Source organism: Anaeropeptidivorans aminofermentans (genome assembly GCF_940670685.1).
Taxonomy (GTDB): domain Bacteria; phylum Bacillota; class Clostridia; order Lachnospirales; family UBA5962; genus Anaeropeptidivorans; species Anaeropeptidivorans aminofermentans.
On sequence record NZ_OW711693.1, the window covers coordinates 893,581 to 913,031 of the forward strand.

Sequence of the window (19,451 nt, forward strand, 5' to 3'; positions counted from 1 at the left end):
TAGTGGTCTTTGCTTCAAATAGCAGTAAGATAATTTCATTTTATGACAGAGCCCCAGCTCATTTGCTGCTTGAAATGAATTGTCTATACATTAAGAAAGGAACGAGATTTTATGCAAAAGCATTCATTAGCACCACAAAGGGGCTTTTTCCCCCAGCCATCATATTTAATCGGTACTTTTAAAGATGACGGCGCTCCTAATTTTGCCTTAATCACCTGGATAACATTCTGTTCGGCTAATCCTCCAATGCTGATGTTTGCGTCAAGAGGGAGAAAGCTTACTCGTGAACTTGTCGAAAAAAATGGGGTGTTTTCAGCAAATCTTGTTACAACTAAAATGATGTACTTAGCAGATTATTTTGGAAATACCTCAGGATATGAGAGAAATAAATGTGAAGATATTGGCGTTAATTATACAAAAGGGAATGTTTTGCGTATTCCGGTATTAGAAGAATCTCCATGGGTATATGAATGTAAGCTTGTTGAAACGATAAGAAATAATGATGGATGCATATACATAGGGGAGGTTAAAAATATATTGGTAGATGAAGCCGTAGAAGATATTTCTTATGGCAAAATTGACATGATTTCAATGGACCCTTTAATATATGCTCCCGGCCAATATTATAATTTATCGTCAAGCGTCGGTTCTGTTGGATATTCTAAAAACAATCAATAAATGATAGTTTCTGTTTATGTATCATAATCGTAAGTTATGCTCATACATTTTCCAAGGGGAATGTATTCGTGGATAAAACTAAGCTCTGCTTAGTTTTATCCATGTCATAATTACAATTATGCTTATACTTTTTCCTTCGGTAAATATATTTACATACTATTCTTAAGCTCCTGTATATTTCTCGGGTAATTTGAGCCTTCTTTTAATATGCCTTCTGCAATTAATATTTCTGTCATTTCAAGGACTAAAGGCTTCCTGATAGCGGCTTTTTCAAGCAAGCCTTTATTTGTAAAAATATCAGAAGGGGTACCGTCCCCTATGATTTCTCCTTCATGGAATACAAGAATTCTGTCGGCCCATTTATAGGCGAAATCCAAGTCATGAGTGGAAACAAGAAGCGTAATGCCGTCATGATGGAGGCTATGAAGAATGTCTTCAAAGTTTTCGATGCCTTTACAGTCCATATTTGCCGTAGGCTCATCAAAAAGGATTAATTCAGGTTCCATGGCAATAACATCTGCTATGGTAACCCGCCTTTTCTCCCCGCCGCTTAAATATTGAGGGGAGCGGTCTGAAAGATGTTCTATTTCCATATAGGAAAGGGCCTTATTTGTCTTTTCAAAAACTTCTTCTTTGGGAAGCTTAAGATTCATAGGACCAAAGGATACTTCCTTAAATACAGTAGGGCCTATAATTTGTATTTCAGGCTCCTGAAATACAATGCCTGTTTTCTTTCTGAGGTCAATAAGAGAATTTTTCGAATAGTCCATAATTCTGCCCTTGATTTTAATGCTTCCGGAGTCGGGCTTTATAATGCCGTTTAAGGAGAGAAAAAAGGTGGTTTTTCCTGCACCGTTAGCCCCTATCAGGGCTATTTTTTCGTTTTTGCATATATTTAAATTTATGTTTTTTAATGCATATTTTTCTTCGTCATAGGAATAGAAAAGAGAAGAAATTTCTATTAAAGCATTCAATATTACCACCAGCCTTGTATTTTTATGGTTAGGAAAAGCGCAATAAGCAATAGGACGTAGAAAAATCCAAGTGCTGTATGAAGAGGAGATGCTTTTGTTCTTTCTTCGTAGAAGTAAATGCTTCCGGTATAGCATCTTGATTCCATAGCGTCATATATCATATTTGATTTTCTAAGGGATATGGCCAATAAATTTGCCGCTATCCAGCCGAAGGAATTCCATGATGCCTTATAGCCGTTATTTCCAAGGCGCACCTTGGAAGAGAGGAGCATATTATTTTTTGTATCTGTAAGCACGAATATAAAACGGTAAATTAAAATCATAAGCTCGGTAAAAAGCTTAGGTACACGGAATTTTGAAAGAATATGTGTCACCTCATAGGAAGGTGTGGAAAATGTAAGAAGATATAAGCAGCAGACGGCCCCCATCGCCCTGAAAAATAATGTGATGGATTTTATAAGGCTTATTTCTGTTATATAAAGTGTGTAAGAAAATACTTTTAGTTCAAAAAGAGCGCTTCCGTTATAAGCATAGCCCACGTTTATCAATATGGCTGCAGAGCTTAAAAAAAGAAAGAAAAAAGGTATTTTAAGGGCACTAAAATATACTTTATAGGGTATTTTTCCTATAAAAATGATGATAGATGAAGTAACGGCAAAGATAAATATTGAAAACAAAATAGAATCCGCCCCTATGCAAAATAGAAGAGAAGCCATAGCAATAAAAAATTTCAGCCCGTCATTATATTTGCGAAGGCCGGAAACAGATGCATAATAATCCATGGAAATCATAAATATACCTCGATATTCAGTAAGGAAGCATTTATATTAAGATATAAATGCTTCCTTAAAATTTATATTATAGTAAATTTCTTATAAAGAAGTAACAAAGACCGATTCATTAGAGGCTTAAAAATACGGATTTCCTTCGGAAACGGTACATTTTTGGAGTCTCCATGAATATACGGTTTCGTTACTGTTTAACGCTAAATTTACTATATGCCGTTTTCTTAAACATTTTCCGAGGGCTTGTATTTATTCCTTGCGATAAGAAAGCCGAAGCCAAAGCCTAAAACAGCCGCGCCTATTCCTGCCTGAATACAGAAAAGAAGGCTTTCCGTTTCTCCCCCTGGAGGCTCTAAAATGCTTTCAAACCATGGTTCGTAGGAAGGGTTGATTTCAGTTATAACTTCTTCTGCCATACCGTCGGCTCCGCCGAATTCACTGTCTTTAATGAAAAGCAAAGGAATAATTGTAATTATTACGACTAATGCTAAAAGCAGCCATATGAGTTTAACATTCTTACTCAATTAAACCGCCTCCTTCTGGAAATACTTTAATTCTTTTAATTCCGGCTTTGCATAGGTTTCAAAGCCGATGATGATGATAACTGTCAATATACCTTCTATTATGGCAAGGGGCACTTGAGTTACGGCAAAGATGCTGAGGAATTTATAGAATGATTCCATAAAGCCCCCGGCTTCCGCAGGGTGGGCCAAGGCAAGCTGAAAGCTTGTAACGCAATATGTAAATAAATTTCCAAGGCTTGCGGCAAGGAATATGCCTAATTTGCGGTTAACCTTTAATTTATTGCAGAGCTTGTAAATTCCGAAAGAGAGGAAAGGCCCTGCGATAGCCATTGAAAAGGTATTGGCGCCTAAGGTGGTTAGTCCTCCGTGAGCAAGTAAAATTGCCTGGAAAAGAAGAACGATAACGCCTACCACGGACATTACTGAAGGCCCGAAAAGGATTGCGCCTAAGCCTGTTCCCGTAGGGTGGGAGGAAGAGCCTGTAACGCTTGGTATTTTTAAAGCGCTTAAAACAAAGGTATATGCGCCTATCATAGCTAAGAGAATAATTGTTTTTTTGTGGTCCCGAACGATTGTGTTAAGGGATTTAAAGCCGAATACAAGAAAAGGTATGCATAAGGCAAACCAAGCGATACAATGGCCCAGCTGTAAATAACCTTCCATTATGTGCATGGCGAATACATCATTGGGTATTCCCATAATAAATGAGAAGGAAATTAATAAAATCCATAAAATTTGCTTATTTTTAGACATTTCTTACCTCCTGTTTAATTAGGGCGTGTTTGAAAAGTTCAAAACCTAGCCTATTTTGCCGTAGAAATATGGCTCCTCATTGAAAATATAATGAATTCATATTTTTATGTAAACAATACACTTTAAGCTTTATTTTAAAGTGTAAAATATATTTTCAATGATTACTAAATAAACTTTCTAAGCTTATTTAATATGTTCAGTTTGACTGTTTTCAGACACTGCCTAACATACAAAATATTATTGAAGAATATGACAGTATCCTAATTTTAGGTATAAACATATTCTCCCCTCTCTATTTTGAAGCTTTTGCTCCATTGCCAAATAAATAATGCCGCTACGTATAGTAAATTTAAAGCGCAAGAGCAACAAAACCATATATGGACGCTCTCTCAAAGATATACTGTTTTCGAAGGAAGACCGTATTTTTGAGCCCATAGGAAACAGGTTTTGCTACTTCTTTATAAGAAATTTACTATGATGCATATTGAATTTTAATTTTTATTCCGCTTTCGGCTTTGCTATGGCAAATTTATATTAAGAAGATGCTTATTTTATAGTAAATAATTTTTTGCTGCCTTAAAGCTATTTTACTAAAAAAACATTTCCAAGCACGCTTAGTATAAATTTGAGCAAATAAAAAACTGCAACACAAGGCCACAGTCGATTTTAAATATATCTCCCCTCCAATCTTCGTCTGTGTTCCGCAGAAAAGAATGCAATCTTATAAGCAGGTCTTCTGACTCACATATCCTAACCATATCAGCCTTCCCAGTATATCCAGTGGCATTTTGATATGATTCCATGTTTACAGCGGCGGCACCGTGCAAGAATTTCACTTGGCTTCCCTTTGCATATAAGAGTGTATTTAATTAAATCAGGCAGTATCTGACAACATAGTAAAAAACTAAACCGCTACAAAAGATTATTATGAATCTGTGTTTTTGCAGCATTTATTTGTTTTACTATCGTCTAAGGTTCGGACCCTTTAGACACGCCCTAAGCAGAATAAAGAAAATTCCCTATACAAGTAAATAATATATTACAAAGATTATTATGTCAACACTTACAATGGAAATCATTTATATGTCTATAGATACCGTTTTTTTATACAATGTAAGCCTTAGTAAACATAATCAAATGTACAAAAATGTTAAAAAGTTAAATCTTTATTCTAAAATATGAATTCCTATCCATAAGAAGGAAAAGACTAGTTTTCCTGCATTTATTTCTATGGAAAAAACTGGACAAAAAACAAGGGAATTTTAAGAAAATAGCACTTTTATTCATATGTCTTTTTATGTATAATATAGTAAGAATAAATATGCTTATTTTGAAAAATTATATGTTTACATAGATGTTTAGCGCAAATAGCTAAACAAATTCGGATTAATTGACGATAATTAGAAGGAGATATATTATGTTTGGTGCGGATATGGGTATTGATTTAGGCACTGCCTCAATTGTAGTTTACATTAAAGGGCAGGGGATTGTGCTTCAGGAGCCGTCTGTTGTTGCAATAGACAAAAATAACAGTACGATTTTAGCTGTAGGAGAAGATGCAAGGCGTATGCTGGGAAGAACCCCCGGCTATATTGTGGCCATAAGGCCTCTGAAAGAAGGCGTAATTTCAGATTATGAGGTTACGGAGAAAATGCTTAAAGCCTTTATACAAAAGGCTGTAGGAAAGCCTCTTCTTTTAAAACCGAGGATTGCCGTATGTGTTCCTTCCGGTGTTACGGAAGTTGAGAGAAGAGCCGTTGAAGATGCTACAAGGCAGGCCGGAGCAAGGAAAGTTCTTATTATAGAAGAACCTATTGCCGCCGCCATCGGTGCAGGAATAGACATCGCCAGAGCCAAAGGAAGCATGGTAGTAGATATCGGCGGCGGAACTACAGACGTTGCCGTAATCTCTCTTGGCGGTACTGTAGTAAGCACTTCTTTAAAGGTTGCCGGAGATAATTTTGACGAAGCAATTGTACGTTATATGCGCAAAAAACATAATGTTCTTATAGGTGAAAGATCTGCCGAGGATTTAAAAATAAATATCGGTACAGCTTTTGAAAGAACCGTTCCCGTATCTATGGATGTTAGAGGAAGAAACCTCATAAGCGGCCTTCCAAAGACTATAACTGTAACATCAGATGAAATGCAGGAAGCTTTAAGCGAGTCTGTTGACGCAATCATTGAAACCGTTCATTCCGTTTTGGAAAAGACGCCGCCGGAGCTTGCGGCAGACATTGCAGACAGGGGAATCGTAATGACAGGCGGCGGAAGCCTTCTTTACGGCCTTGATAAATTAATTAAACAAAGAACGGGAATCAATGCCATCATAGCAGAGGAAGCAATTTCCTGCGTTGCGATAGGCACAGGAAAATATATCGAATATGCCACCGGCTCAAGCAGCTCTCAAAACAGTGGCAAAAGCCGCCAAAAACGGAGGAGAAGCGATGATTAGAGGTCTTTATACATCTGCTTTGGGTATGACTACCCAGATGAATAAAATGGACATTATATCCAATAATATTGCCAACGTAAACACTACAGGCTATAAAAAGGACGGCGTAATCACCCAGTCCTTTTCAGAAGAGCTTATGAAGTTTATGGACAGCGCCGAAGGCAAAAAAAGTATGCTGAGCGGCGTACAGTCTGTAGGTAAATTTTCTCACGGGCTTTTTGTGGATAATATATATACGAATTTCAGTAACGGCTCTTTGAAGGGAACCAGCGGTCCTCTCGACTGTGCGGTTTCGGGAAGCGGCTTCTTCGTTATAGAAAAATTAAACGATAACGGCGAAGCTACGGAAAAATATACAAGAGACGGCGCCTTTACCATAGGCGCAGAGGGCTATTTATCCACCAAAGACGGTGACGCCGTAATGGGCATGAATGGAAAAATAGCCATTCCAAACGGAAACATCAGTATAACGGATAATGGCGATGTTTATGTTAATTCCGAGCTGATAGACAGACTTAAGCTTGTGGATTTTGAAGATAAAACGGCTTTAAGAAAAGAAGGAAGCAATCTTTACTCTACTTTAGAAGGAACGGAAGCTTCCGCCTTTAAAGGTAAAATTGAGCAGGGCTTTCTTGAAGCTTCCAATGTAAACAGCGTAAATGAAATGATAGAACTTATAAATATATCAAGAACCTATGAGGCAAATCAGAAAATGATTCAGTCCCATGATTCGACTCTTTCAAAAGCAGTGAATGAGATTGGTTCGAGATAAGGCAAATAGGAGGTTAAGCTTATGATGCGAGCTCTTTGGACGGCTGCAAGCGGTATGACAAGCCAGCAGCTTAACGTTGATACGATTTCAAACAATCTTTCAAACGTAAACACCACGGGATATAAAAAGGAAAGAATGGAGTTTAAATCTCTTCTTTACGAAACAATGAAAAGGGCAGATGAAGACCCTGCCAATGCTCCTGCAAGACCTGTTAATTTACAGGTAGGCCACGGTGTAAGGCCGATAGCCACAGCAAGAATTTTTGACCAGGGAAATATAACCGCAACCAGCAGCAATTTGGACTTTGCCGTTGAAGGCCAGGGCTTTTTCGCTGTTCAAAGAGGAGAAGACGATATCGTATACACAAAAGACGGCTCCTTTAAATTAAGCATTCAGGAAAACGGAGATCAAATGATTGTTACAGGAGAAGGCTATCCTGTTCTCGGCATAGATGATGAGCCTATTTACATACCGGAAGAAGTTAAAATTTCAGGATTAAACGTGGATCAGGACGGGAACCTTACTTATACAAACGCTGACGGTGAAACAGAGGATTTGGATTTAAGGCTTGATATGGTTCAGTTTTCAAATGTTCAGGGCCTTGAGGCTTTAGGCGGCAACTTCTACGGAGCGACTCCTGCTTCAGGCGTTGCCATGAAAGAATCCGACGGCGAAGTAAATTCTTTAAGTAAAATTGTCCAGGGCTATCTGGAACGCTCCAACGTATCCGTAGCCGATGAAATGGTTGACCTGATTGTTGCCCAGAGAGCATATGAGCTTAATTCAAAGGCCATTCAAACAGCCGACGATATGCTTCAAAATGCCAATAACCTTAAAAGATAGTGTAAGGAGCCTTTCATATGGATATTAATTCGATAAACAGCCTTACCAATGCCAATATCGGTTCAAGCTACGGCGAGATTTATAAAGAGGACGCAAAGATAAACTCTTTTAAAGATATTTTAGAAGAAGCCTCAAAGGACCAAAGCGATAAGGAAATCAGAACCGCCGCAAAGGAAATGGAAAGTTATTTCATCAATATGCTTTTTAAACAGATGAGAAAATCCGTTAAAAGTACCGGCGGGCTTTTTGAAAAAAGCTTTGCCCAAGAAACCTTCGAGGAAATGCTTGATGAGCAATATGCAAATCTTGCCACCGAAAGCGGCGGTATCGGCCTTGCGGATGCCATTTATGAACAGATGAAAAACGGGAATTAAAAAAACAGCCCTTTAAGGGCTGTTTTTTATTTATATAGCTTTAGGATATAAAAACTTATAGAATTTGCTTTTACTAAAACACGGCGAGTAAATCTTAATGGGGAGGTTCTGCTTCTGCCTGACGGCAGTGAAGGCAGGGATTGCCGTTATAGGGCGGATTCTTCAAACCACTCTCTATGCAGGAGGCATTGATTGAATCGGAACTATAATAGGATTAACCTGAAGCTGAAGTCTGCCGGGAAGTGCCCAGGCATATTTTGGGTTTTAGCCCCGGCCTCTTTAGAGTGAAATAGTTCCGCCAAGGCCAATTCAGTTTAAAACCGCTATAAATATTTGAATATAGCAGACATAAAAAGACAAAAGCAAATTGTCTTTAAACCGCCTTCTATGAAGGCGACACTGATTCAGATAAAAATGAAATAAATTTAAAAACTTACTTTGAATAAAATCTACTTTGGATAAAATCATATGTTAATATAGCATTTCTTCTAAAATTTCTAATGTCCTGATGGAAAGCTTAATTTTAGGCTCAACAGAGGAGATGACCATGACTTCGTCGCTGCTGTGGGCTCTGTCTCCTGTGGGGCCTATGCCGTCAAGAACGGGGCAGCCCATATAGGAAATAAAGTTTGCGTCGGAGCCGCCGCCGGTACTTACCCATTTTACCTGAAAGCCCGTTTCTTCTCCTGCCTTTTCTACTATTTTCATAAGGTTTTTAGCCTTTTCATCCAATGCCATAGGAGGCCTTTTTCCGTCGTATATGATTTCTGCCTGAATCCCTTCAAGAAATGGAGTATTCTTAAGCCTTTCAAGGGTATCCTCGATTTTCTTATTTTCGCTCATATGAACAAATCTTGTGTCTATATGGCATTCGGCATAATCGGGAACAACGTTTGTTGCCGTGCCGCCTTTCACGATGCCGACGCTTAAAGAGGTTCCGATGTCATAATTATTAAGCTTCATAAGCTCACTTATCCATAGGCTTATTTCATGAACAGCGTTTATGCCGTCTTGAGGAGCAACCCCTGCATGGGCGGCTCTTCCCTTTATTTTTACTATGTAGCTTGCGACGCCTTTTCTGCTGTTTACAAGTTCTCCGCCTTTTCTGCCGGGCTCCATTACGAAGGCATATTTGCTTATTTTAGCAAGCTCCGTAAGCCAGTCCTTCGAGGAAAGGGAATGGATTTCCTCATCGTTATTCATGGCTACGCATATTTTAAGCTTGCTGTTTTTTTCCAATAAGCTTTTTACAATATAAAATATGGAAAGAAGCCCTGATTTCATATCCATTACCCCCGGGCCGTAAGCGGAATCGCCTTTTATGGAAAATGGGCGGTCTTTTACGGTTCCTTCGGGAAAAACCGTATCCATATGGCCTACGAGAAGAACGTCGATATCTTCTCCCGGATGCGTGCGTACTTCGAGGCAGGGCCCGGCTTCAGAAGAAAAATCATGCCTTATAACATTTAAACCAAGGCTTTTGTATTTTTCTTCCATGACATGGGCAACCTTTGCGACTCCGCCGGAGATGTAGCTTCCGCTGTCAATATTTACGATTTCCTCAAGTTCTTTTAAAAATCCGTCAATTGAAAAGTTTTGCATAATAGCCTCCTTTACAAAAATAAGTATATCTACAGTATATCATAAGCATAGCCTTACTCATACAGTTGTCTTGGAGAAATATATTTATGAACAAAGTTTGTTTTTGATTGACTTTACCCTCAATATATCATAAATTATCTTAATATTAGATGATATAGTAAATTTACTATAGTAAACAGGTTTACTTCTTTATAAGAAATTTGCTGTACAATCTATGAGGAAAAACTATAAATAGGATATAAAAAAGCCCCTGAGGGCTTTTTAAAACCATTGTCCGAAACGGCGGATATAGGCTTTTTTAATTAACTGAACGGCTACACAGTAAGATAAAAGTATCAATATGAGCCATGGGGCAAAGGTAAGGGGTAGCCTCATCATGTCGATTCCTACGGCAATGTTTGTAAAACCGATAAAAATCGCTGCAATAGTTACCAGAGCAGTTGAAACAACAAGGGGCATAGAGGCTCTGCTTTGAATAAAAGGTATTTTAGCGGTACGGATCATATGGATTATGATAATCTGAGAGGTTGTTCCGAAAACAAACCAGCCGCATTGGAAAAGGGGAGAAAGCTCTTTTGTATTTGCTCCTATAACATACCACATGATGCCAAAACAAAGTATATCAAAGAGTGAGCCAAGGGGCCCCATGGTCATCATAAAGCTTAATATAGAGGAAGTTTCCCATTTTCTTGGCATTTCAATATATTCTTCATCTACGGAATCAAAAGGCATTCCCAATTGGGAAAAATCGCAGAGAAGGTTTTGAACCAATATCTGAACCGGAAGCATAGGCAGAAAGGGCAGGAATATACTTGCGGCTACCACCGAAAGCATATTGCTGAAATTTCCGCTTACAGCCATTTTAATGTATTTTGTAATATTACCGAAGGTTTTACGGCCTTCGATAACTCCTTCTTCAAGAACCATAAGGTCTTTTTTCAAAAGGATAATATCGGCGGTTTCCTTGGCTATATCAACGGCGGAATCTACAGAAATTCCTACGTCTGCCTGATGAAGGGCAGGCGCATCGTTTATTCCGTCGCCCATGTAGCCTACGGTATGGCCGTTTTCCTGAAAGGCTTTTACTACCCGCTGTTTTTCGATGGGAGAAAGCTTTGAAAAGAGATTGCAGATCTTTACGGCATTTAAAAGCGCCGTATCGGTCATTTCAGAAACATCTTTTCCCGAAAGGCGGTTAGATACGTTTATTCCTACCTTATTGCATACCTTTACGGCAACGCCTTCGCTGTCTCCCGTTAAAACTACGGTTCTTACGCCGTGCTGTTTTAATGCTGTGACTGCGCTTTTGGCGCTTTCTTTCGGGGGATCAAGAAAACCGATAAATCCCAGAAGGACCATATCACTTTCATGCGCTACGCTAAAGGCATTGGTATCCGGAACATGGTTTTTCTGCGCTACGGCAATCATTCTTAAGCCTTCGGCATTATGCTTTTCGTAGGTTCTCAAGGCATCGTTTTTAATTTCTTCGCTTAAAGGCGAAACCTCGCCGTTATATTCCGCGTAGGAGCATATGGCGATAATTTCTTCCACGGCACCTTTTGTGATAAGCTGGCGCTTACCGTTTTTATCTTCAAGAACAACACTCATTCTCCTTCTGGAAAAATCAAAGGGGATTTCGTCTATGATTTTATAGCTTTCTTTCAGCGAATCCAGTTCATTTTCATGAGCTCTGTTGATGATGGCAAGGTCGATAAGGTTTTTAAGGCCCGTCTGAAAATAACTGTTTAAAAAACCATGGCGAAGCACCCTTAAATCATCTTCTCCATGAGAATTCATATATTTTTCAAGGATAATCTTGTCTTCTGTCAATGTGCCCGTTTTATCTGTGCAGAGAATATCCATTTCCCCGAAGGATTGGATAGAGCCTAAGGATTTGACGATAACTTCATGTTTAGACATATTGATTGCGCCTTTTGCCAAGGTAGAAGTCATAATCACCGGAAGCATTTCAGGGGTAAGGCCTACGGCGATACTGATGGCAAAAAGCAGAGAGCTAATCCAATCGCCTTTTGTAATGCCGTTTATTATAAATATTGCAGGGATCATAATCAGCATAAACTTTATCAGCAAAGAGCTTACCGAATCCACTCCCCGCTCGAAGCTGTTTTTTGCTCTGTTTCCTGAAAGGCTTTCCGCCATGGAGCCAAAGTAGGTTTCGTTTCCGATGGATAGTACAACAGCCGTTGCGCTTCCGCTTACCATATTGGAGCCCATGAAGCCGATATTTGATAAATCCGTAAGGGAAGCTTCGGCAGCAGATTTTAAATCCTTGAATTTTTCCACGGGATTTGATTCTCCCGTAAGAGCGGATTGGGCGACAAAAGCGTCTTTTGCTGATATAAAACGGATATCAGCAGGAATGATATCCCCTGCGGATAGCTTTACAATATCGCCTTTTACCACTTCTTCTAAAAGAACCTCTATTAATTTTCCGTCCCTGATAACGTCCACCTTATTGGAAATCATTTTGGAAAGCCCTGCTGCGGCTGCATTGGAACGCTCGCTTTGTATAAATGCTACAAGGCTTGAAACTACTACAAGGGCAAGGATAATGGATATGGTAAGATAATCAGGCCGATAGGATAAAACAACATCGGTAAAAAATGTAATGGCGGCGATTATAATCAGAACAATATTAAAGGGATTTATAATAGCCTCCTTAAGCCTTATGAGAGAGCTGTTGGACTTTCCCGATGTAATGATATTAAGCCCGTCTTCCTCCTGCCTTTTTTCGGCTTCCTCCTGAGAAATGCCCTGAAGCCCTGTCTCAAGTTTCTCAAGAACGCTGTCAATGGGCATTCCCGAATACTCTTTAAGTAAAGATTCGCTTAATTTTCTGTTTTGAATTTTAAGGTTTTCTGTCTTTCCGTTTTTAAATAACTTCATTGTTATCACCCTTTCTATTATTTTTGCCGTTTTGAAAGTTCTTTAAGCTTCAACATTAAAAATATAAAAGGGCAATAAAAAAACGCCTCTAAAGGCGCACGGTATTAAATCCTATGATAAAAAGCCCATGGAATTTAAGCCTACGGTCCGCCTATAGGTTATATTTTTAAATATGAAGCTCTTATAAGCCCTAGTATACTGACTACTGACAGGGTATTCTTCCATGGTTTCATCTCCTTCTTAATATGAAATATATCGGCATCACCTTAAGCATAGCACGGCCCGGCTATAGTGTCAAGACTAAGCGGTTATCGGTATGGGAGAAACGTTTTAAGTGTTCCTCTTTACTGAAAATAGGGTTTTTGCGGAAATCTTTGTAAGAACAAAGTAAAAATCCCTTTGAAATTCTTGTCCTGTTTACCATATGACGGAAGTAAATCCTGTTAAATTAATTAAAGCCTGGGTTGCTAAAATTAAAACATTGTTAGGTGTCTTTTCATGGGTTTGCCGTAAATATCAGTAAGTTTTAAATTATAAGCTCAGTATATTTATATGCTTATTTAAAGTTTCTGATTATTAAGAATTAATATTAATAAAACGAAAGGCTGTTTATTAGCTTGGCGTATTTTTTTACATTAGCGTTTTTCTAAAAAGAATACAATGAGAGAGCTTAAACAAAATAAAAGAACTTTAAAACAGATTTATCCGTTTTAAAGTTCTTTCAGGTTAAAACATGGAGGAGTGATTGAATTCATTTGATTGAAGTTTAAGGAGTTTTAAACTATAGAAATTAATTTTTAATTTATAGTAAAACAAGATTAGGGTAAGCACAAAAACCTATTTTTCATAAACGGCTTAAAATATAGAATCGCTATTTTAAGCCATTCAAAATATACGGTTTTTGTTATGCTAATTCATTGTTTTGCTATAGTTATTACAGATTGATACAAAATTATATAGGAATGGTTTTAAATTTTTATATGTATTCTCTTTAGGTAAGATATCCGGATAAAAATAATCAAAGACATTAATTTTGATTTTCTTCATTATTTTCCGGGGTTACGAAAATCATTTTCTGTTCTTGTTTAGCCGATATGTAAAGCGCTTCACGTTCTTTCTGAGCAGATATTATTATGTTTGTAGCTTCTTCGCAAGCCGGCAGCATTTTAAAATACATTTCTTTATAATCCGGCATTGACTTCACCTAACATATGACCCTAGATGTCAATAGGACTTATGGGCCTATTATATACTTTGGTTGGTGATGAAAATGCGTTTAAGAATAAGGGATCAGCGAGAAGAAAGGGATATTCCCCTAAGTATTATAATTAATCTCGCGAAGTTTTATAAAACCAGTATTGACTATTTAGTCGGCCTTACGGAGAATCAAAAGCCTTATGGTTAACTAAAAAATATAGATAGGCAATATTGCTTTTATACTAGGGTGATGCGAATGCAAAAATATAAACGCATTCGTGAACTGCGGAAGGACGCAGATTTAACTCAAAAAAGGGTAGGGAATGGAATTTAGTGTTCCCCAGAGAACCTATACTTATTACGAAAGCGGCCAGAGAATGGTTCCACCTTGGATTCTTTATGTTTTGGGAGACTCTTGCGACGTAAGCGCAGATTATATCCTTAGGCGAACCGATAGCAAAAAAAACAGATGAATAAAGAAACAATGCCGAAAGAGATTCAATTATATCTTATCTATCTGCTTGTGTAAGAACAAAGGGAGCGGCGTGGCATTTATACCATGCCGCTGTTTATCCTTAATATTAATCTCTTCTAGAGGGGAAGGATTCAATTTTATTCAATGTTTAAAGCATACTGAGCACATCGGCTTTATCTTTAACCCCAACGCTTCTTGAAGCTATTTTTCCGTCTTTAACTACCATAAGGGTCGGAATGCTGAAAACCTTAAATGCTTTTGCAAGCTCTGGATTTTCTGATACATCTATTTTAACTACTTTAATGTCTGTTTTTTCTTTTTCAATTTCTTCTATGGTTGGCGCAAACTCTTTGCATGGGCCGCACCAAGGTGCCCAGAAGTCTATCAGAACCGTCTTATCGGAACTCATAATTTCAGTTTGGAAATTTGCTATATTTACAGTTGAAGCGTTTGACATAATAATCTTCCTTTCAATCTATATTTACTATGCTGGGTAAATTTTTAAAGAGTGTATTTTCTTTGACTATGGCTGAATTATACAGTAAATAAAATATTTATTCTGTAACCATATCACATATTGAGAAGTTTTTATAAAATAAAAAAATTATAAAAGTAATGATTTTTTACATAGGGTAAATTGAACTTTGCACTTTCAGTAATGTGCGGCGGGATAAGGCTTAAAATTGAAAAATTTTAGTGAGCGCCTCTACTATCCGCATTATTTTTATTTTATGGACTTTCACGTAAAATAGTGACAAACCATAGTAAATTTAAAATGAAACAGCAACAAAGCCGTATATTCACACAAACTAAAAATACGCTTTAGAAGAAATATAATAAATTTTATTATGTTTCTTGTAAAAATCTGCATTTTTCGAGTAGCGTAAAAACGCACACCCTTAGAGCACAGGTAAGTGGTTTAAAGATAGCCTGTGAGCTTAGGAACAGCGGGCCAGGATTTATGTAAATAAATCTATATATTATTCTTTAATGAATAGGCTTTTGTTACTTCTTTTTGAAAAATTTACTGTAAAATAAAAAATCCCCCGAAGGGGATTTTTTATGAACTATATAAAATACTTTGCCAAATTTGCATTTTCGTCTATGAAAGGCTCTATCAGGCCGTTTTTTGCAGACATAAGGCATGTGACGCCCGGGCCGTGGCCGGGGATATAGCAGTCTCCGTGAACAACTACGCCTATGGTTACGGCTCCGGAAACATAAGTGTGCCCGTGCCTGCTGTCAGAATCCATAATGGCTACAATATCGCCGAAACGAAGGTCCTTCAAAGAATATTCTGAAACAAGAGCGGCATCATGAAGGGAAATGTCATAATCGCCCATTACGCTGTGTACTGCGCCGAGGCCTGATGACATAAGGGCGCCGGGAACGATTTTGGAAACCCCAATTTTAATTTTTCCGGAAAGCTCTTTGATATTCATCTTATGTAAAAGTTCAGGGCTTAAATTTCTTAAAACAATGTCCTTATGTTCAATTAAAGAAAGACCCTGCCCCTTGGAATGAACCTGAATTTTATCCCCTATAGAAAGATTTCTAAGGGTATCGTCATCAAAATAGATCATTACATGGTCACAGCCTCCGTGTTTTCCTGTTACAAAGCCCTTTGCACCTTTTGCATCTCCCGAAACTACGTAAGCGTCGTTTCCGATGCAGCTATAGGCAAGATAAGCATTGTTAAGCTCTCCCACAGGGTTTCTCGTGCTTGCCCCAGGCTCCAAATGGTCGGAAAGCCAGCCCGTGGCCTTATCGCCTATTTTTACATTAAGGGTTATGCCGCCGGTAGAAGGCAGATAGAAGGTAAAACCTTCCGTATCCATTTTCCCTCTGCTGTTTGCCTTAGACGGGGTAACTTCTCCCTGAACCACAAGAACAGGAAGCTTTTCTTCGTTGGTTTTCATAATAAGGCTCCTTTCATAGCTCTATAGTAAAACAAAGTAAAGCAGCTACAAAGATGATTCTTTATAATTCGCGCTGAAAACGGTGCATTTTTGAATTATTCCGAATTTATCTTTTTTGCGGCATTTATTTGTTTTGCTCTATTGGTATCGTACATTTCCTACTTATACGGTGTTGTTCCTGCTTAAGTTCAGATTTCCTATATATGGTTAGAAATTTATGTTCTAAAGTAATAAAAAGCTGGTTTTAAAATCGTAAGGCTTCAGTAAAGAAGGAGAACGCTTTTATCAGAAAAGCGTACATTTAAAATAAGCAGTAGAAAATCTGCCTGAGAAAACAGAAGGCATAAAGGCGCTATTCACTCCTTAGCCTTACAGCCTTTGCAGCCTGCCGTTTTTTCATATCTTCCATGGCGGCATAGTGGGTTTTTGTGGTGTTTACGTCGCTATGGCCTAAAACTTCTGCAACAAGGTAAATATCACCGGTTTCGTTATAGAGGTTTGTGCCGTAGGTGCTTCTAAGCTTATGGGGGGATATATTTTTTACAGGGGTAACAAGCTTGGCATATTTTTTTACAAGGTTTTGAACGGCCCTTGTTGTGATTCGTCTGTTTTGCATGGAAAGGAAAAAGGCTTCCGCATGGCCTTCCAAGGGAGAAATCTCCTTTCGTTCTTCAAAATACAAAAGAAGGGCTTCCTTAACCTCGTCGCCGAAATAGACGATGGATTCATTTCCGCCTTTTCTTGTTACTTTTACGCCGCTTATGTCAAAATCAATGTCATTTATATTGATTCCTACACATTCCGATACGCGAAGGCCGGTGCCAAGAAGCAAAGTAACGATGGCAAGGTCTCTTGCCTTGGTTTTTTCATGGAATGATTTTTGGCCTTTTGTAAGGCTTTCACCTTTTTCTATTTCGTCTAAAAGATTGGCGGCTTCGTTTACCTCAAGGCGGATGATATTTTTCTTATGGGCCTTTGGAAAATCCATCAGCTGAGAAGGGTCGGAAGGGATTTTTCCTTTTTTATAAAAATAGACAAAAAGGGTTCTGATGGAAGAAAGCTTTCTTGATTTTCCTTTTTCCTTATTTTGATAAGTGGTTATGGAATCCTTTTCATCTTTTTCGTAAAAGCTTAGATAGCCCATGTATCTTTCAATATGGTCTATATTTATTTTTTTAAAATCTTCCAAAGTAAAGCCTCTTACGGTTTTACCGGAAAAGTCCTCCTCATATTCCGTAAGATAAGTAAAAAATACGGAAAAGTCATAAGCATAGGCCCTTTTTGTGTTTGAAGAAAGGGTATCAGCCTTGCCGACGAAAAATTCCGACAGAAAAACAGGAAGGGTTTTAAGCCTTTCATTCAACAGCCGTGCATTTTTTATTTGGAGGCTCTCATGATAGCCGGCCAATTGGATCACCAACTTTCCAACCTTTGATTTCGGAGCGCTGTATGGCGCCGAATAATTTTTCTTCCAGATTATTGTATATTAAAGCATTCTCTAATATAAACTCCTTGATTTGCTGGCGTTTGGTATTTCCGTTGGCCGGGCAGGGATTTTTAACGATAGGAAGATTATTTGCTTTTATAAATCCCTTAATGTCATCCTCGGGAACATATATCAAAGGGCGTATGCATGTAAGGTCGGTCCTGTCAAGATAAGTAACAGGAGAAAAGCAGTACATGCGCCCTTCATAAAACATGGAAAGAAAAAGGGTTTCTATAACATCGTTTTTATTATGGCCGTAAGCCAGCTTATTGCAGTTAAGCTCCTTCACTTTTGCGTTAAAGGCGCCTTTTCTAAGCTTTGCACAAAGAGAGCAAGGGTTTGATTCTTTTCTTATATCAAAAAGGATTTCTCCTATATCTGTTTCAATAACGGTATGGCGCACCCCTAAGCTTTCGCAAAGCTTCGTAAGAGGAGTAAAGTCAGAACCGGGAAGGCCTAAAGACACGGTTATTGCCTCAAGCTCAAATTTCTTAGGGTAAAACCTTTTTAAATTAGCGAGGGCCATAAGCATTGTTGTGCTGTCTTTTCCGCCGGAAGCGCCGATGGCGATTCTGTCCCCGTCTTCTATCATAGTATAATCGTCTACAGTGCGTCTTACATAACTGAGAAGTCTTTGAAGTTTCATTAAACACTCACCTTTTATATAGTTTACTTCATTAAGTATATCATAATTATGGTTTCTGCTCATACATTTTCCTTCATAAAATGTATTCGTGAATCAAACTAAGCTCTGCTTAGTTTGATTCATATTATGGGTCGTGACCCAGTTGAGCACGCAAAGCGTGCGAAATAATAACCACCCGCTATGCGGGTGCGCGGTGTTTGTTATACAAAAAAATCACCTTTCCGTTATAATAAGGTTGTTCAAGCCAGATTATAACGAAAGGAAAGGTGATTTTCATGGCCAACAAGGCAAATAGTTTAGCCCACACCAAGTGGATGTGTAAGTACCACATAGTGTTCACTCCTAAGTATAGGAGAAAAATTATTTATAATCAATACAAAGAAAGTGTCAGAGATATTTTAAAACAACTTTGCAGATACAAAGGAGTAGAGATTATCGAAGGGCATCTCATGCGCGACCATGTACACATGCTGGTCAGCATACCACCGAAGCTGAGTGTTTCTCAGTTTATGGGATATTTAAAAGGGAAAAGTGCACTCATAATTTTTGACCAGCACGCAAACTTAAAGTATAAGTTCGGGAATAGACACTTTTGGGCAGAAGGTTATTACGTGAGCACAGTAGGACTGAATGAGGCAACCATAAAGAAATACATTCAGGAACAAGAAAACTATGATATAGCGATGGATAAACTGAGTGTGAAAGAGTATGAGGACCCCTTCAAGGGGTAGCCAGTATTACGGACACCCTTTTAGGGGTGGCGACGAGTCAAGGGCAATAAAGGCTTGAACGAAAGTGAAAGCCAGCGTCTTTAGGCGCTGGCCGGTAACAGCCCCTTATAGGGGCGAGCAAACCACCCGTTTGACGGGTGGTCATGATTATATCTCATTATTTGTTTTTTCACCATAGGAGAGAAGGCAATTTTACTCTAAAACGTAAAAGCATTTGCTCCTATATTAGAATTTAAAAAATAATAAACTTTCAGATTAAATTTCAGGATAAAAGACAGTTGTTTTTAAAGAAAAGCACATTAAATATTTGTAAAAGATTTGAACTAACCT

General features: G+C 38.3%; 18 protein-coding genes and 1 riboswitch. Of the genes, 7 read left to right on the forward strand and 11 right to left on the reverse strand.

The genetic code is table 11. From position 1 onward, the window contains the following. The first annotated feature begins 111 nt into the window (after window positions 1-111). Window positions 112-678: a flavin reductase family protein gene (locus tag NBX03_RS03635; protein WP_250229418.1), complete on the forward strand. Its 567-nt coding sequence runs from the start codon at window positions 112-114 to the stop codon at window positions 676-678. Window positions 679-827: 149 nt separating this feature from the next. Here NBX03_RS03635 and NBX03_RS03640 read toward each other — a convergent pair whose 3' ends face one another. The 4 genes from NBX03_RS03640 to NBX03_RS03655 form a co-directional block, all read right to left on the reverse strand. Continuing rightward, complete coding sequence (locus NBX03_RS03640) at window positions 828-1,652, reverse strand: energy-coupling factor ABC transporter ATP-binding protein (RefSeq protein WP_330638454.1); 825 nt, start codon at window positions 1,650-1,652, stop codon at window positions 828-830. A 2-nt stretch (window positions 1,653-1,654) separates the two neighbouring features. After that, window positions 1,655-2,443: a cobalt ECF transporter T component CbiQ gene (gene cbiQ / locus NBX03_RS03645; RefSeq protein ID WP_250229419.1), complete on the reverse strand. Its 789-nt coding sequence runs from the start codon at window positions 2,441-2,443 to the stop codon at window positions 1,655-1,657. Between the two features lie 218 nt (window positions 2,444-2,661). Beyond that, window positions 2,662-2,961, reverse strand: a complete 300-nt coding sequence (locus tag NBX03_RS03650; protein ID WP_250229420.1) for an energy-coupling factor ABC transporter substrate-binding protein — start codon at window positions 2,959-2,961, stop codon at window positions 2,662-2,664. Beyond that, window positions 2,962-3,714 (reverse strand): energy-coupling factor ABC transporter permease, encoded by a 753-nt coding sequence (locus tag NBX03_RS03655; RefSeq protein ID WP_250229421.1) that lies wholly within the window; start codon window positions 3,712-3,714, stop codon window positions 2,962-2,964. It abuts the gene before it with no gap. Window positions 3,715-4,423: 709 nt separating this feature from the next. Then, a riboswitch (cobalamin riboswitch) is annotated at window positions 4,424-4,584 on the reverse strand. A gap of 547 nt (window positions 4,585-5,131) precedes the next feature. Here NBX03_RS03655 and mreB point away from each other — a divergent pair. From mreB to NBX03_RS03675, 4 genes are read left to right on the forward strand one after another with little or no spacing between them, the layout of a single operon-like run. Then, the gene (gene mreB / locus NBX03_RS03660) at window positions 5,132-6,169 is read left to right on the forward strand and encodes a rod shape-determining protein MreB (protein WP_323373254.1); all 1,038 of its coding nucleotides are present in this window, start codon (window positions 5,132-5,134) and stop codon (window positions 6,167-6,169) included. Beyond that, entirely contained in the window at window positions 6,162-6,941 is a 780-nt protein-coding gene (flgF, locus tag NBX03_RS03665) for a flagellar basal-body rod protein FlgF (RefSeq protein ID WP_250229422.1), read from the forward strand. Before mreB ends, flgF begins: the two co-directional genes overlap by 8 nt. A gap of 21 nt (window positions 6,942-6,962) precedes the next feature. Then, the gene (gene flgG / locus NBX03_RS03670; protein WP_250229423.1) at window positions 6,963-7,784 is read left to right on the forward strand and encodes a flagellar basal-body rod protein FlgG; all 822 of its coding nucleotides are present in this window, start codon (window positions 6,963-6,965) and stop codon (window positions 7,782-7,784) included. A gap of 17 nt (window positions 7,785-7,801) precedes the next feature. Next, entirely contained in the window at window positions 7,802-8,158 is a 357-nt protein-coding gene (locus tag NBX03_RS03675; protein WP_250229424.1) for a rod-binding protein, read from the forward strand. 471 nt (window positions 8,159-8,629) lie between these two features. Here NBX03_RS03675 and NBX03_RS03680 read toward each other — a convergent pair whose 3' ends face one another. The 3 genes from NBX03_RS03680 to NBX03_RS03690 form a co-directional block, all read right to left on the reverse strand. Continuing rightward, the gene (locus NBX03_RS03680; RefSeq protein WP_250229425.1) at window positions 8,630-9,760 is read right to left on the reverse strand and encodes a M20 family metallopeptidase; all 1,131 of its coding nucleotides are present in this window, start codon (window positions 9,758-9,760) and stop codon (window positions 8,630-8,632) included. 261 nt (window positions 9,761-10,021) lie between these two features. After that, window positions 10,022-12,667: a magnesium-translocating P-type ATPase gene (gene mgtA, locus NBX03_RS03685; RefSeq protein ID WP_250229426.1), complete on the reverse strand. Its 2,646-nt coding sequence runs from the start codon at window positions 12,665-12,667 to the stop codon at window positions 10,022-10,024. A gap of 1,027 nt (window positions 12,668-13,694) precedes the next feature. Then, a complete protein-coding gene (locus NBX03_RS03690) occupies window positions 13,695-13,862 on the reverse strand; it encodes a hypothetical protein (RefSeq protein ID WP_250229427.1) in 168 nt (55 codons plus the stop codon). Window positions 13,863-14,187: 325 nt separating this feature from the next. On the opposite strand from NBX03_RS03690, the gene NBX03_RS03695 reads away from it, so the two are divergent. After that, the gene (locus tag NBX03_RS03695; protein ID WP_250229428.1) at window positions 14,188-14,337 is read left to right on the forward strand and encodes a hypothetical protein; all 150 of its coding nucleotides are present in this window, start codon (window positions 14,188-14,190) and stop codon (window positions 14,335-14,337) included. 150 nt (window positions 14,338-14,487) lie between these two features. On the opposite strand, the gene trxA is transcribed toward NBX03_RS03695, so the two are convergent. The 4 genes from trxA to NBX03_RS03715 form a co-directional block, all read right to left on the reverse strand. After that, window positions 14,488-14,796 (reverse strand): thioredoxin, encoded by a 309-nt coding sequence (trxA, locus tag NBX03_RS03700; RefSeq protein ID WP_250229429.1) that lies wholly within the window; start codon window positions 14,794-14,796, stop codon window positions 14,488-14,490. 610 nt (window positions 14,797-15,406) lie between these two features. Beyond that, the gene (locus NBX03_RS03705) at window positions 15,407-16,258 is read right to left on the reverse strand and encodes a DUF4438 domain-containing protein (protein WP_250229430.1); all 852 of its coding nucleotides are present in this window, start codon (window positions 16,256-16,258) and stop codon (window positions 15,407-15,409) included. Between the two features lie 352 nt (window positions 16,259-16,610). After that, the gene (locus NBX03_RS03710; RefSeq protein WP_250230217.1) at window positions 16,611-17,672 is read right to left on the reverse strand and encodes a tyrosine-type recombinase/integrase; all 1,062 of its coding nucleotides are present in this window, start codon (window positions 17,670-17,672) and stop codon (window positions 16,611-16,613) included. Further along, a complete protein-coding gene (locus NBX03_RS03715) occupies window positions 17,650-18,390 on the reverse strand; it encodes a tRNA 2-thiocytidine biosynthesis TtcA family protein (protein WP_250229431.1) in 741 nt (246 codons plus the stop codon). The genes NBX03_RS03710 and NBX03_RS03715 overlap by 23 nt, the downstream gene beginning before the upstream one ends. A 275-nt stretch (window positions 18,391-18,665) precedes the next feature. On the opposite strand from NBX03_RS03715, the gene tnpA reads away from it, so the two are divergent. Next, entirely contained in the window at window positions 18,666-19,121 is a 456-nt protein-coding gene (gene tnpA / locus NBX03_RS03720; RefSeq protein WP_250228828.1) for an IS200/IS605 family transposase, read from the forward strand. Window positions 19,122-19,451: the final 330 nt, after the last annotated feature.